Raw genomic sequence first — 14378 nt, 5'->3', positions numbered from 1 at the left:
AGTACCAACAAAAAACAAGCACAATCTTAAAAATATGGAGCAATTTACCTTATGAAAAACCCTTTTGTTTATATAATGGCTTCGAAAAGAAACGGGACACTTTATGTTGGTGTGACGTCTGATTTGGTTAAGCGGGTGTTTCAACACAAAGAGGGTACATTTAAAGGCTACTCGAAAACATATGGTACCGACATGCTTGTTTATTATGAACAGGCAGAAAACATGGAAGTCGCCATCGTCCGCGAGAAACGAATGAAAGACTGGAAACGACTGTGGAAAATCAGGCTGATCGAAGAAATGAACCCTGACTGGAAAGATTTATATTATGACATCAGGGATTAATTCGCTGGTTCTGGATTCCGGCCTTCGCCGGAATGACGAATTTTTTTACATCTACCCCAACAATACAATCACCATCGGGATTGTCACCACCGACAGCAACGTCTGCAGTGATGTTATCGTTGCCATGAGCGGGGCATCGCCGCCCATTTGTTTGGCAAGCGGGTAGCTGGCGGCGCCGACGGGGGATATGGCGAAGATTACGGCGCTTAACATGACCATTTGCGGCAGGCCGTAATAGGTGGCGAGGGCGTATGTTAGTCCCGGGAAAATGAATAGCTTACCAACAAAGGGGGCGAGGGTTGGTGCGATTTGCCATGATCCGGCCTTTAAATTCAATCCGGCACCAACACACAGCAGCGCCACCGATGTGGTTGCGTCGCCGATATATAGGGTCAAGTCATGGATGATTGGCATGTTGCCGAGCCCTGCCATATTAAACGCGATGCCGAGGGCGATGGATATAATCAGCGGGTTACGGCGCAAATCGCGCATGATGTTTTTTATGCCCGATCCACCCGGTGATAACATGATCGTCATGGATACATTGACGACGATGTTGGTCACGGTCACAAGAATGGCAATGATGATGGCGCTGATCATTGCTCCTTCTTCGCCGTAAAGGCGGCTTATGACCGCGAGGGCGAGGAATGCATTATGCCTGCCGCCGCCCTGCATGATGGATGTGATGCTTGGTTTTGACAGTTTCATCATCCGCCCGATCCAGTATGATACGGAAATGGCGGCGATAAACCCGCCAAGGATTGCCACGGAAAGCGGGCCAAATTCAAAACTATCCAGATCAATCACCGATGTCCGGTTAAATAAAAGACACGGGAACAAAACCCAGTAAGCCAGCCTGTTCACATGATCCCACGCGCTGTCGTCCTTAATTAATACCTGCCTTAATACATACCCGAGCAGGATGATTAAGAAAATCGGGAAGATCAGAAAGGTTAGCTCGAGCATTTTTACACCTGAAACGGGATGTCGTTTTTCTTTGTCACTGTTCTTAAGGAAAAGTTTGATTTGATCTGTGATACGCCGGGCAGGGCGGTTAAAACGTCCATGTGCAGCTTTTCATAATCGGATGCGTCCGATACGATTACCCGTAACATATAATCCGCATCACCGCTCATCAGATAACATTCCATGATCTGCGGGCATTCGCGTACGATGCGTTCGAATTCGGCGAGTAGTTCCTTGGTTTGTTTTTCGACGGTGATTTGCACGAACACATTATCGGGCAGGTCAGCCGCCGTTTGATTAACCACGGCCACGTACCCTTCGATCACGCCTTCTGCCTCAAGCCCCTTAACACGGCGCAGGCAGGCGGACTGTGAAAGACCAACACGGTCGGCGAGGTCGGCGTTACTGATCCTGCCATCGTTTTGAAGGTTTTCCAGAATCGCATGATCGATCTTGTCTAGTTTCAGATTTCGAAATTTATGTCTCATAATTTCACATATACGCAAGAATATGCGAAAAATCAAGCAAAACGCGCTGAAAAACGCAAGGACATTTACCGCAGATTTGGATATATTGTGTCCACGTTAACTCACAGAGTAAATTCACAAATCATTTTAAGGGAAAAGTAATTATGATTATCGGATGTCCTAAAGAAATTAAAGTACATGAATACCGCGTTGGTCTTACACCATCAAGCGCATCAGAGCTAATCCGCAACGGTCACACAGTGATCATGGAAACAAATGCCGGTGCCGGTATCGGTATTTCAGATGCTGACTACGAAGCTGTTGGCTGTGAAATCATCGGTTCTGCAGCTGAAGTTTTTGAAAAAGCTGAAATGATCGTAAAGGTTAAAGAACCACAACTTAACGAATGTGCGATGCTTAAGCCTCATCACCTATTGTTCACATATCTTCATCTTGCGGCAGATAAGCCACAAACAGAAGCGCTAATGGCATCTGGCTGTACAGCGATTGCCTATGAAACAGTAACGGCTGATGATGGTTCGTTGCCGCTTCTTGCGCCAATGAGTGAAGTTGCAGGACGTATGTCAATCCAGGCTGGTGCACACGCACTTCAAAAAGCATCTGGCGGTCGTGGTATTCTTCTTGGTGGTGTACCTGGTGTTGCCCCTGCGAAGGTTGTTGTTATCGGCGGTGGTGTTTCAGGAATGAATGCGGCTGAAATGGCAGTTGGTCTTGGTGCTGACGTAACAGTATTTGACCGTAACATTGATCAAATGCGTTATCTTGATCAACGTTTCCGCGGTTCTGTGAAAACAGTTTACTCAACACAGCACGCTCTTGAAGAAGCGGTTAAAGAAGCTGACCTTGTGGTTGGTGCGGTTCTTGTTGCCGGTGCAGCAGCACCGAAGCTAGTAACAGCAGAAACAGCAAAACAAATGAAACCGGGTGCGGTTCTTGTTGATATTTCAATCGACCAAGGCGGTTGTTTTGAAAATTCAAAACCAACAACACACGCAGAGCCAACATTCGTTGTTGATGATGTTGTTTATTACTGTGTGGCAAACATGCCTGGTGCTGTTGCATACACATCAACATATGCGCTTAACAATGCGACACTTCCGTTCGCTGTTCAACTTGCAAACAAAGGTTGGAAGCAAGCATGTCAGGACGATGCGCACCTTGCTAACGGTATCAATATTCAAGGCGGAAACGTAACATTTGAAGCTGTTGCAACAGACCTTGATCTGCCATACAAAGCGGCTGAGCTTTAAGACCGAATTCGGCTTAAAAGTCTACATAAAAAGTTTAAAAGGGAAGGACGTTTGTTCTTCCCTTTTTTTTGAAATAACGATAAGTTTGTCGACTTATTAATAGGACATATACTAATGGTTGATAAATTTAAAGAAACTTCACTTCGTTACCATACGGAACCAACGCCGGGAAAAATGGCGATTGTTCCAACAACCCCGCTTGCCAACCAACGCGACCTTGCGCGTGCATATTCACCGGGTGTTGCCTTTGCCTGTGAAGCGATTGTTGATGATCCGGCCGCGGCCGCAGATATGACAATTCGTGGTAATCTGGTTGGTGTTATTACCAACGGTTCGGCCGTGCTTGGCCTTGGTAATATTGGCCCGCTTGCCAGTAAACCGGTGATGGAAGGGAAGGCCGTATTATTTAAAAAATTCGCCGGTATCAATGTGTTTGATATTGAAATTGATCAACCTGATCCTGAAAAATTGATTGATACGATTGCGGCGCTTGAGCCGACCTTTGGTGCCATCAACCTTGAAGATATTAAAGCGCCAGAATGTTTCGTTGTGGAACAAGCTCTTAAAGAACGCATGAATATTCCAGTATTTCATGATGATCAACATGGTACCGCCATTGTGGCCGCAGCGGCTATTTCAAACGGCCTAAGGATCGTTGAAAAAGACTTGGCGGACGTAAAACTTGTCGCTACGGGCGGTGGTGCCGCCTCGCTTGCGTGTCTTGATCTGCTTGTGACAATGGGACTTAAAAAAGAAAATATCACACTGATTGATTTAAGCGGTGTTGTTTATGATGGACGCGAGGCAAACGAATATAAGAAACGTTATTCGCGTGATACTGATGCTCGCACACTTGATGACGCGATTGGTGGGGCGGATGTGTTCCTTGGTCTTTCTGCGCCGGGTGTGCTGACGGGTGATATGGTTAAGAAAATGGCCGATAAGCCGTTTATTTTAGCACTTGCAAACCCCACACCGGAAATCACACCGGAAGAAGCAAAAGAAGTAAGACCGGACGCGATCATCGCAACCGGAAGATCCGATTATCCAAATCAGGTAAACAACGTGCTTTGTTTCCCGTTTCTTTTCCGCGGCGCACTTGATGTTGGTGCAACGGAAATCAATGATGAAATGAAGAAAGCATGCGTGTGGGCGATTGCCGATCTGGCGTACCGTGAAAGTTCCGATGAGGTTGCGGATGCTTACCGCGGCGAAGATTTAACATTTGGTCCGGAATATATTATCCCAAAACCGTTTGATCCGCGTCTGATTATTGAAATTGCGCCAGCGGTTGCCCAGGCGGCAATGGACAGTGGTGTTGCCACAAGACCGATCGAAGATATGGATGCTTACCGTGAAAAAATCGGTAATTTCATCTTTAAATCAAACATGTTGATGCAGCCGATCCTTGAAGACGCGAAAAAAGATCCGAAACGGGTCGTATATGCCGAAGGTGAAAATGAAAATGTGCTGCGTGCGGTTCAAGCCGCCGTTGACGAAGGCATGATCCATGCGACACTTGTTGGTCGTCCTGACGTGATTGCGAAACGTGTTGAAACGCTTGGATTAAGATTATCAGAAGGCGTAGATTACGAAGTGATCAACCCGCAGCAAGATGATCGTTACCGCGAATTTTATAAGGCGTACCATAAAATTGTGGGCCGCAAGGGTGTTTCCAAGGAAGCCGCCAAAACAATCGTGCGTACAAACACCACGGTGATTGCGGCCATGGCCGTGAAGCTTGGATATCATGATGCAATGATTTGCGGCACATATGGACGTTTCGATTTCCATATCCGTTATATTATCGACATTATCGGACGCAAAAACCCACAGCAGAAAATCTCGACGTTAAGTGTCTTGATCTTGCCAGGACAGACACTGTTTATCGCGGATGCCTTTATGGATATTGATCCAACCATGGACCAAATCGTGGAAAGCACGATTGCGGCGTCAAAGCAAATCGAACTGTTTGGTATTAAGCCGAAAGTGGCGCTGCTGTCCCATTCGAACTTTGGTTCATCAAAAGCACCGAATGCGGTTAAAATGCAAAAGGCCGTTAAAATTCTGCGTGAACGCGCACCGGGGCTTGAGGTTGACGGGGAAATGCACGCGGATGCCGCACTTAATGAAGATCTTCGTCGTCAATTAATTCAGGATTGCGCCCTTAATGGTGCGGCGAACTTGCTTGTGTTCCCATCACTTGATGCGGCCAATAGTGCGCTGGGCCTAGTGAAAAGTGTTGAGCGTGGCTTGCTTGTTGGTCCGATCCTGCTTGGTACGGCAATGCCGGCGCATATCGTGACACCGGGCGTAAGTGCACGTGGTATCTTGAACATGACAGCGATTGCGGTGAAAGATGCGCAAAATCTTGAAAAAGAAAACAGTCATCAATGGCCGATTTAAAAGCCAGATGACAAATAAATTAACAAGGGCCGGTTTAATCACCGGCCTTTTTTTTATAAAACTGCAATCAGGTGACCAACCAATATAATAGTCACAATAATACCAAGATACATCAACGGCCCCCATGGAACACGCCATGGCTGGTTGATTTCCGGTGGTTTATTCATGTTTTTACGGGAAACAATTATTAATCCCACCATAAAAACGATTGCAATAATAGTAATTTCTAAACTCATAGGCGGTATGTATAATTATCAATGGTTTAAATAGCAAGCATGCATATTTTAACTTTAAATAAAAAAGTGATTTTTTTAGTTTTGTTAAGCTTTTGTTAATATTATTTTTGGAAATATAATAACATTACGAACGAAAATTATTATTTTCTAATATACAGGACTATCATTGGGGGAAAGGGTACGGGTATGCCAAACGAAAACAGAGATATATTTTTTACAGAACATGAATTGAAACAGGCACTTACTGGATTCGCTGCGCGTAAGGGTGCAAAATTCAAAGTGGAAAATATAAATGATTTTCTGGTTAATCATAAGGCGCTCGCCATTGCGATGAAGGTATTTGACCCGACTGTGCAAAAAGAAGGCACTATCAAATTCACCAACCCTGAAATTGCGGCGGCGATGATGGGATATTGCATGCAGTTAAAAATTCCGCTGCCACGTTCTGGTAAAAAATCATTGCAAACAGATGGTAAAGAACTGTTCCTGAATATTAAGGTTTCATAAGCATTATTTCGTACATTAACCGTTTTTGCTTTATAAAATCATTCTAAACATATATATATTATATATAAATAACGAAATAAGGGTAAAAGAATAGGTATGCCGCTTGAGGTAAAACACATATATTTTACTGAATCAGAGCTAAGAAAGGCTTTGGTGAATTTTTCGGTATTAAAACGCCAATTTCTTGAAATAGAAGATGTCAAAGAAACCGTTATCGATAAAGCTGATAATGTCAAAGTGACGCTGCATGTTGATAAGGCGCTTGAATTTGAAGATGACAAGCTTACATTTTCACATGCCGAGGTCGCGGCATCATTGTTTGCATTTTGTATGGTTTCAAAAATTCCACTTCCGCGTCGCGGGCTAAAGGAATTACATGCGGACGATGAACGTGTTTATTTAACAATTCGTCTTGAGGAAGAGGTGAATTTTGAGAAATATGTCATCACCAACACCATGAAAAACCAATCTTCGGCGGGCTAAGAACTATTTAAATTCAGTGTAAATTTAGTAGTCCAGACATAAATTTAAGCTTTTTCACACAATATCTTGTTTTATCTTTGACCTTTCGGGCGAATCTTGTTATTTGAGCGTTCTTTGTTGGATAGGAAAAATTTATGAATATTCGCGAAGCACTCACATTCGATGATGTCCTGCTTGTTCCACAAGCGTCTGAAATACTCCCGCGTCAAGTACAGTCAAAGTCTGCCTTAACCAAAAAGATCACATTGAACATCCCGCTTATTTCAGCGGCGATGGATACTGTGACCGAAGCAAACATGGCGATTGCCATGGCACAGGCCGGTGGTCTTGGGGTAATTCATAAAAACCTTTCCATTGCTGAACAAGCCACAGAAGTTCAGCGTGTTAAAAAGTTTGAAAGCGGTATGGTTGTTGACCCATTAACGATCCACCCTGATCAAACCCTTAACGAAGCATTTGAATTAATGTCCCGTGCTAAAATTTCCGGTATTCCGGTTGTTGAACGTGGTAACGGTAAATTGGTTGGTATTCTTACCAACCGTGATGTTCGTTTCGCAACAGACATGCAGCAACCAGTTAGTGAACTGATGACAGCCGAAGGGCTTGTTACTGCAGAAGCAAATGTTTCAACAGAAGAAGCAAAACACCTTCTTCACCAAAACCGCATTGAGAAAGTAATCATCGTTGATAACGATTATAAATGTATCGGTCTTGTAACGGTTAAGGATATTGAAAAAGCAAAACTTCATCCGGATGCCTGTAAAGATGCGGATGGTCGTTTACGTGCTGGCGCTGCCACATCCGTTGGTGATGATGGTTATGAACGCGCAGAAGCATTGATTGATGCTGGTGTTGATTTCCTTGTTGTGGATACGGCACATGGTCATTCACGCGGTGTGCTTGATACAATTGAACGCATTAAAAAAGAATACCCGGATGTACAAATTTCCGGTGGTAACGTCGCAACAGCGGACGCGGTTCGCGCACTTGCGGATGTTGGTGCCGATGTTGTTAAGGTTGGAATCGGACCGGGTTCCATTTGTACAACACGTATTGTTGCTGGTGTTGGCGTTCCGCAATTAACGGCCATTATGGATGCGGTTCAAGCAGCACAAGACGTTGGCGTTTCCATTATTGCTGATGGTGGTCTTAAAACATCAGGCGATATTGCCAAGGCAATGGCCGCTGGCGCCAATGCGGTAATGGTTGGTTCACTGCTTGCTGGTACAGAAGACGCGCCGGGTGAAGTATTCCTTCATCATGGTCGTTCATATAAATCATACCGTGGCATGGGTTCCATCGGTGCCATGAGCCGCGGTTCCGCAGACCGTTACTTCCAGGAAGATGTATCAGATAATCTGAAACTGGTTCCGGAAGGGATCGAAGGACAAGTGCCTTATAAAGGGCCAACAGGCAATATGATTCATCAGCTTGTTGGTGGACTTAAGGCGGCAATGGGATATACCGGAAGTGCAACCATTCAGGATTTCCATAAAAACGCTGAATTCGTCAAGATATCCGGTGCGGGACTTAGGGAAAGTCATGTTCATGATGTGACCATCACCCGAGAGTCGCCAAACTATCCATCCAATTAGGAATTATACATGTTACCATCCGCAAGAATAGAAGCCGTAGTTGAACTAACGGCTGAGGTCGCGCATTCCCTAAAGGAAAATGGCCCAGCTGCGGATGTATTGGTGCGTAAATATTTCAGCACTCGCCGTTATGCGGGATCAAAAGATCGCCGTCGGGTGACGACGCTATTATATGATATCGTTCGTCGGTGGGGTTTCTTACATGATATTGCTGATGGTGACGCACGTAAAATGGTGATGGCGGAACTTGAATTTGCGGGTGATGATCCAAAGAAATATTTTACCGGTGATAAACATGCGCCTGATCTTATCACCGATGATGAAGTTTCATTTTTACAAAATATTGAAACGGAAAAATTAGAACATCACCGCTTGAATTACCCTGCGTGGTTAGAAGGGCCACTTAAGGAACGATTTGGCGATAAGTTTGTTCAGGAAATGAACGCCCTTAATGACCGTGCGCCGTTGACGTTGCGCATTGTCAGGGACGCGAAAAAGATATTCGAATATCTGGATGAAAAGGATATCGCCTATAGAAAAGGTATCCATGCGAACAGCGCGATAATCATCGAAGAACATGTTCAAATCCGTGATTGGCCCATTTACCGTAAAGGTATGGTGGAAATTCAGGATGAAGCCGCGCAACTTGCGGTGAAATATGTTGAACTGCGTCCCGGGCAACAGATCATGGATTTATGTGCCGGTGCAGGTGGTAAATCGTTAACAGCCGCAGGGTATATGCAGAATAAAGGGCAGATTTATGCCTTTGATATTTCTGAGAACCGCCTTAAAGATTTAAAGGTTCGCGCGAAACGTTCCAATCATCATATTTTCCAGTCATTTGTATTGACCCCGAAAAACCGCGACCGAAAGCTTGCGGAATTTGAAAGTAAAATGGACCGTGTGATCCTAGATGTCCCGTGCAGCGGCAGCGGCACATGGCGCAGAAATCCTGAAAACCGTTGGCGTTTAACGGAAGCCGGGCTTAATGAATATATTAAGACACAACGTGATTTAATGATCGAAGCATGGGATGCGGTAAAACCGGGCGGCAGGGTCGCTTATATGACATGTTCCTTGCTTAAATCAGAAAATGAAGACCAGATTGAATGGTTCATGAATGAATATGAAGATGCCAAAATTATTCCAATCCGTAAAAACGGTATTGAACAATTGGATGGCACGCTACAATTAAGCCCGTATAGTCGTGGTACTGACGGTTTTTTTGTGGCAATCCTAGAGAAACCAGCTATAAAACCCGAAACTAAATAAGAGAGCGAATTAAACATATGACCGACCGTATTTTAATTATTGATTTTGGTTCCCAAGTAACACAACTAATCGCCCGCCGCGTTCGTGAAAGCGGTGTTTATTCGGAAATCGTTCCGTTTAACAAAGCAGCAGAAGTATTAGAAGAATTTAACCCGAAAGGTATCATCCTTTCCGGTGGCCCAAACAGCGTTTATGACATTGAAACACCACGTGCACCAGAAGCAGTGTTTGAAATGGGCGTTCCTGTGCTTGGTATTTGTTACGGTGAACAAACTATGTGTGAACAGCTTGGCGGTAAAGTTGAACCATCAGATGAACGTGAATTCGGTCGCGCGTTTATCAATGTGAAAAAAGACAGCCCGCTGTTTGATGGTTTCTGGGAAGTGGGTAATGATTATCAGGTTTGGATGAGCCACGGTGATAAAGTAGACAGCATTCCGGATGGTTTCGACGTGATTGCGACAAGTGGCAATGCGCCATATGCAGCAATCGCCAACGAAGAAAAGCAATTCTACGGCGTACAGTTTCACCCGGAAGTGGTTCACACGCTTGACGGTGCAAAATTACTTGAAAATTTCGTCAAGAAAATCGTTGGCTGTAAAGGCGATTGGACAATGGCATCTTTCCGTGAAACGGAAATCGCCAAAATCCGTGAACAGGTTGGTGAAGGGCGCGTAATTTGCGGTCTTTCCGGCGGTGTTGATAGTTCCGTTGTTGCGGTGCTTTTACACGAAGCCATCGGCGATCAATTAACATGTGTGTTTGTTGATCACGGCCTTATGCGCGCAAACGAAGCTGATCAGGTAGTGACATTGTTCCGTGAACATTATCATATCAACTTAATCCACGTTGATGCGGAAGATATGTTCCTTGGAAAACTTGCTGGTGTTGATGATCCGGAAAAGAAACGCAAAATCATTGGCGGTCTTTTCATTGATGTATTTGAGGAAGAAGCAAAGAAAATCGGCGGTGCCGATTTCCTTGCGCAAGGAACACTTTATCCGGATGTGATTGAAAGTGTATCATTCACTGGCGGCCCAAGTGTCACTATCAAATCGCACCATAACGTTGGTGGATTGCCGGAACGTATGAATATGGATCTTGTTGAACCTTTACGTGAACTGTTTAAAGACGAGGTTCGCGCCCTTGGTCGTGAACTAGGACTTCCGGAAGCATTCATTGAACGCCATCCGTTCCCTGGGCCAGGTCTTGCGATCCGTGTTCCGGGTGAGGTGACAAAGGAAAAATGCGACATCCTGCGTAAAGCGGATGTGATCTATCTTGATGAAATTAAAAAAGCCGGCCTTTATAACGAGATTTGGCAGGCATTCACAGTACTTTTACCAGTTCGTACAGTGGGTGTGATGGGTGATGCACGTACATATGAATATGTTTGTGCGCTGCGTGCGGTAACATCAACCGACGGCATGACTGCGGATTATTATCCATATGAACATGATTTCCTTGGTCGCGTTTCAACACGTATTATCAACGAAGTACGCGGCATTAACCGCGTCGTTTATGATATTACCTCAAAACCACCTGGAACGATTGAGTGGGAATAATTTTATACTGAATAATTAAAAATTACTTGGGGGAAATAAAACAAACTGGGTATTGCTTTGATTATTTCGCATGAACATAAAATTATATTTTTAAAAACCAAAAAGGTTGCGGGAACGTCATTTGAAATGGCGTTATCCAAATTTTGCGGCCCTGATTGTATTATCACGCCTATATCACCTGTGGATGAAAAAGAGCGGACTTTACTGGGTTTTCGGCCGTCACAAAATTATCTTGAAAAAGATAGGGTTGGTGTTGGCGTAACGGGACATCCGAATTGCAATATACGGGGCGATTTTGCAAATCACGATACGGCTGAAAAAATATTTCATCAGATCAGCGATGAAATGTTCAATGATTATCTAAAAATTTCAATTTACCGTAATCCGTTGGATTTTCTTATTTCTTATTATTATTTTTATATGAGAAATCTTCCCGATGCCAACAGAGTGCCATTTAAATATTGGGTGGCAAACAATCACCACCGGATTAAAGAAAATTACCAAATTGCACCAGAAACAGGCCCATATGCGGCTGATATTATTATGCAATACGAGAATATTGATTCAGAGATAATGAAATTGGACCGCTTGCCATCTGGGTTTGTGGATTTGTTTTTTAGACTAAATGCCAAAGGTAATTTTCGCGATGCGAAATCCAGAAACACCTATGAATTTTATATGGAAAACGGCTTTACCGAGCAAGAATTGAAATTTCTGCGCAACGTGAAATAAATTACTCATATGAAATTGTTACAGAATATATAAAATTTAGAAGACGATTATCTGGTACTATTGAATAAATTTAACTGTCAATGTGATTATTCTAAGCTAATATAGTTTCTGGATAGGCTAATTATATGTAAAGGGGATGGATAATTAATAAAAATATGCTGAAGGCTTTTAAAGAAGAAATTATTCATAGCTATAAAAAGGATTTCCCAAATAATCAAAATGATAACATTATTGATTTAATAAAGGGTATTGATTTTGAAGATGGCGATAAATGGAACTTGGAATTTTATTCCAGCCCGGCATCCAAGGAGCATTATAGAAATTTTTTAAGCTGGTTATTTGCGACTTTTAACCAGAATGAATTAGAATTTAGAAAATCACTTATTGAAAAACTAAATCTAAAAAAAGGCCAAAAAGTATTAATTACGGGCTGCGGCTTTGGTGATGATATAGAAATCTGCAAACTTCAAGTTGGTCCTGATGGGGAAATACATGCCCAGGATTTAAGTAAAGAAATGGTAACTGAAGCGGCAAAAAATAATGCCAGTGATAATGTTATGTTTAGCATTTCAAATGGATTAAACCTGCCATATAACGATCAATACTTTGATGCAGTTTTTCATTTTGGTGGCATTAATCTATTTGGAGATATTAAAAAAGCGATTATGGAAATGACCCGTGTTTGTAAGGTTGATGGTCAAGTCGTATTTGGAGATGAGGGGGTAGCGGAGCATTTAAGAAAAGAAGATTATGGAAAAATCGCTATAAATAATAATAGTTTATGGTCTTATGATCCACCCTTAGAACATCTTCCTATAAATGCTTTCGATATAGAATTAAGTTATGTATTAGGGAATTGCTTTTATATAATTTCTTATAAAGTCGGCGAAGGTGAACCATATATGAATATTGATTTAATTCATAAAGGTTTAAGGGGCGGTAGTGCGCGTACGAGATATTACGGACAATTGGAAGGTGTAAGCGATAAAGCAAAGGAAAAAATCGTTAGACTTGCTAAAAAGAACAACATTTCCATTTCTGAGTTATTAACTAATACGATACTGGATTTAAAAGAATAATCGCAATTAATAATGGTGTTTTGATGAGCGTGGAAACAATAAATATTAATGATGAAAATAGTAAAAACTCGTTGAATGAATTTCTTCAAAAAGAAGTAGATGTAATTATTATTAAAGATTTTTTTGATAAAGCATTATGTATGGATGTCGTCTCGACTATGCATGATGAATTGAAACATTTACCAATGAGACAAAGACATGATAATTGGTTTTATTCAATTGATGTCTTGCCACAAAAAGTACAAACCTCCAGGATATTTAGAACATGGAATTCAAGCAGCATAGAAGATATTAAAGAAAAGCCGGTAAGTACCCTGTTTAAGGAGATGTCCGAATTTCAAAATCAATTTATATCTTCACATGATAAAATGCAAAGCGATATGTTTATACAGCCTCAGATAATTCATTATCCGAAAGGTGGAGGTTTTTTTGATTGGCATTATCATCCAAGGTTTCCTGTTAATTACGGTTTGATTGTAAATCTTTCGGAAAAAAACAAACATTTTTTTCAAGGTGGAACCGAGATAGAATGCGAGGATGGTAGCGTCATTAAAGTTGAAGAGTACTCGAATATTGGTGATCTTATTTTATTTAAATTCGATTTAAAGCATAGAGTTGCTTCATGTGATCCTGATGAAGACTTAATATTTGATAAAAATGGTAGATGGACTGCCGTGTTGCCTATTCTTCCGAAGTAGATCACATGTAATGAATGGAATTTGCTAAAAAATTATTTGAATATTGCAATTGTCTGATTGCGTTTGTGTGTGTGGTCGGTTATTTTGTCGCCTTATGTATTTATGAATTAACAGGAGACCTCCGTGTCGGACGAGTTTATTCGCGAAGTAGATGATGATCTTCGCCAAAAACAAATAAATGATTTATGGAAAAAATACGGTAAATTTGTAATCGGTATGGCTTTTGGTATCGTTGCAATTGTTGCCGGACGTGCCATTTATACATCGGTCGTTGAAGGCCAATATCAGGAACAAGCAAGCCTTTATGAAGAAGCACTTCTTCAAAATGCGGATCAGATGAGTGCATCCCTTAACCAGGTTGCAAATGGTGGTGTTGCCGGTTTTGAATTGTTAGCTACTCTTAAAAAAGCGCAGCTTGCTATCGAAGCGGATAACCGTGAAGAAGCAATCAGCATTCTGGATGGTTTTGCCAAAAATTCTGATATGTCGCAAATTTATAAAGATATGGTCAATATTCAAGTGGCACTTCTTGAAGTTGATACAGCATCCCTTGACCAGATCCGTTCACGTCTTTCGCTGATTTTAAACGGTGATAACAGATACGGTTATATGGCCACTGAAATTATGGCACTTGCTGAACTTAAAGCTGGTGAGACTGATGCTGCGAAAACAAGACTGGAAACATTAATCGGTGATGTTGATGCACCGGGTTCCATCAAAACGCGCGCAGAACAATATTTAAGTGTAATTGAATAGTCC

Annotated in this window: 15 protein-coding genes; 12 read left to right on the top strand and 3 right to left on the bottom strand. The window is 42.4% G+C overall.

The window, feature by feature from the left end:
• Nucleotides 1-51 precede the first annotated feature (51 nt).
• Complete coding sequence (locus KW060_RS09060; protein ID WP_249034497.1) at nucleotides 52-342, top strand: GIY-YIG nuclease family protein; 291 nt, start codon at nucleotides 52-54, stop codon at nucleotides 340-342.
• 51 nt (nucleotides 343-393) lie between these two features.
• On the opposite strand, the gene KW060_RS09055 is transcribed toward KW060_RS09060, so the two are convergent.
• Together KW060_RS09055 and KW060_RS09050 are read right to left on the bottom strand one after the other, a co-directional pair.
• Nucleotides 394-1308, bottom strand: coding sequence for an AEC family transporter (locus KW060_RS09055; protein WP_249034496.1), 915 nt, complete (start codon nucleotides 1306-1308; stop codon nucleotides 394-396).
• 2 nt (nucleotides 1309-1310) lie between these two features.
• Nucleotides 1311-1796: an Lrp/AsnC family transcriptional regulator gene (locus KW060_RS09050; protein WP_249034495.1), complete on the bottom strand. Its 486-nt coding sequence runs from the start codon at nucleotides 1794-1796 to the stop codon at nucleotides 1311-1313.
• Nucleotides 1797-1939: 143 nt separating this feature from the next.
• On the opposite strand from KW060_RS09050, the gene ald reads away from it, so the two are divergent.
• Complete coding sequence (ald, locus tag KW060_RS09045; protein WP_249034494.1) at nucleotides 1940-3046, top strand: alanine dehydrogenase; 1107 nt, start codon at nucleotides 1940-1942, stop codon at nucleotides 3044-3046.
• A gap of 114 nt (nucleotides 3047-3160) precedes the next feature.
• Complete coding sequence (locus tag KW060_RS09040) at nucleotides 3161-5452, top strand: NADP-dependent malic enzyme (protein WP_249034493.1); 2292 nt, start codon at nucleotides 3161-3163, stop codon at nucleotides 5450-5452.
• 53 nt (nucleotides 5453-5505) lie between these two features.
• On the opposite strand, the gene KW060_RS09035 is transcribed toward KW060_RS09040, so the two are convergent.
• Nucleotides 5506-5652 carry a hypothetical protein gene (locus KW060_RS09035; protein ID WP_249034492.1) on the bottom strand — a complete coding sequence of 49 codons (147 nt, stop codon included), beginning with the start codon at nucleotides 5650-5652 and terminating at the stop codon, nucleotides 5506-5508.
• A 222-nt stretch (nucleotides 5653-5874) separates the two neighbouring features.
• Here KW060_RS09035 and KW060_RS09030 point away from each other — a divergent pair, with 222 nt between their 5' ends.
• The 9 genes from KW060_RS09030 (at nucleotide 5875) to KW060_RS08990 (ending at nucleotide 14375) form a co-directional block, all read left to right on the top strand.
• Nucleotides 5875-6195 carry a hypothetical protein gene (locus KW060_RS09030; protein WP_249034491.1) on the top strand — a complete coding sequence of 107 codons (321 nt, stop codon included), beginning with the start codon at nucleotides 5875-5877 and terminating at the stop codon, nucleotides 6193-6195.
• Nucleotides 6196-6348: 153 nt separating this feature from the next.
• Nucleotides 6349-6678, top strand: a complete 330-nt coding sequence (locus KW060_RS09025) for a hypothetical protein (protein ID WP_249034490.1) — start codon at nucleotides 6349-6351, stop codon at nucleotides 6676-6678.
• 134 nt (nucleotides 6679-6812) lie between these two features.
• Nucleotides 6813-8273, top strand: a complete 1461-nt coding sequence (gene guaB / locus KW060_RS09020; RefSeq protein ID WP_249034489.1) for an IMP dehydrogenase — start codon at nucleotides 6813-6815, stop codon at nucleotides 8271-8273.
• A gap of 9 nt (nucleotides 8274-8282) precedes the next feature.
• Nucleotides 8283-9545: an RsmB/NOP family class I SAM-dependent RNA methyltransferase gene (locus KW060_RS09015; RefSeq protein ID WP_249034488.1), complete on the top strand. Its 1263-nt coding sequence runs from the start codon at nucleotides 8283-8285 to the stop codon at nucleotides 9543-9545.
• Between the two features lie 17 nt (nucleotides 9546-9562).
• The gene (gene guaA / locus KW060_RS09010) at nucleotides 9563-11110 is read left to right on the top strand and encodes a glutamine-hydrolyzing GMP synthase (protein ID WP_250646639.1); all 1548 of its coding nucleotides are present in this window, start codon (nucleotides 9563-9565) and stop codon (nucleotides 11108-11110) included.
• A 57-nt stretch (nucleotides 11111-11167) separates the two neighbouring features.
• A complete protein-coding gene (locus tag KW060_RS09005; protein WP_249034487.1) occupies nucleotides 11168-11842 on the top strand; it encodes a sulfotransferase family 2 domain-containing protein in 675 nt (224 codons plus the stop codon).
• A 155-nt stretch (nucleotides 11843-11997) separates the two neighbouring features.
• The gene (locus KW060_RS09000; RefSeq protein WP_249034486.1) at nucleotides 11998-12921 is read left to right on the top strand and encodes a class I SAM-dependent methyltransferase; all 924 of its coding nucleotides are present in this window, start codon (nucleotides 11998-12000) and stop codon (nucleotides 12919-12921) included.
• A 23-nt stretch (nucleotides 12922-12944) separates the two neighbouring features.
• Nucleotides 12945-13619: a hypothetical protein gene (locus tag KW060_RS08995; protein ID WP_249034485.1), complete on the top strand. Its 675-nt coding sequence runs from the start codon at nucleotides 12945-12947 to the stop codon at nucleotides 13617-13619.
• Nucleotides 13620-13742: 123 nt separating this feature from the next.
• The gene (locus KW060_RS08990; RefSeq protein ID WP_249034484.1) at nucleotides 13743-14375 is read left to right on the top strand and encodes a tetratricopeptide repeat protein; all 633 of its coding nucleotides are present in this window, start codon (nucleotides 13743-13745) and stop codon (nucleotides 14373-14375) included.
• Nucleotides 14376-14378 lie beyond the last annotated feature (3 nt).

This window comes from Pseudemcibacter aquimaris, from assembly GCF_028869115.1.
Classification (GTDB): Bacteria; Pseudomonadota; Alphaproteobacteria; order Sphingomonadales; family Emcibacteraceae; genus Pseudemcibacter; species Pseudemcibacter aquimaris.
This window is presented reverse-complemented; position numbering and strand designations above follow the sequence as displayed.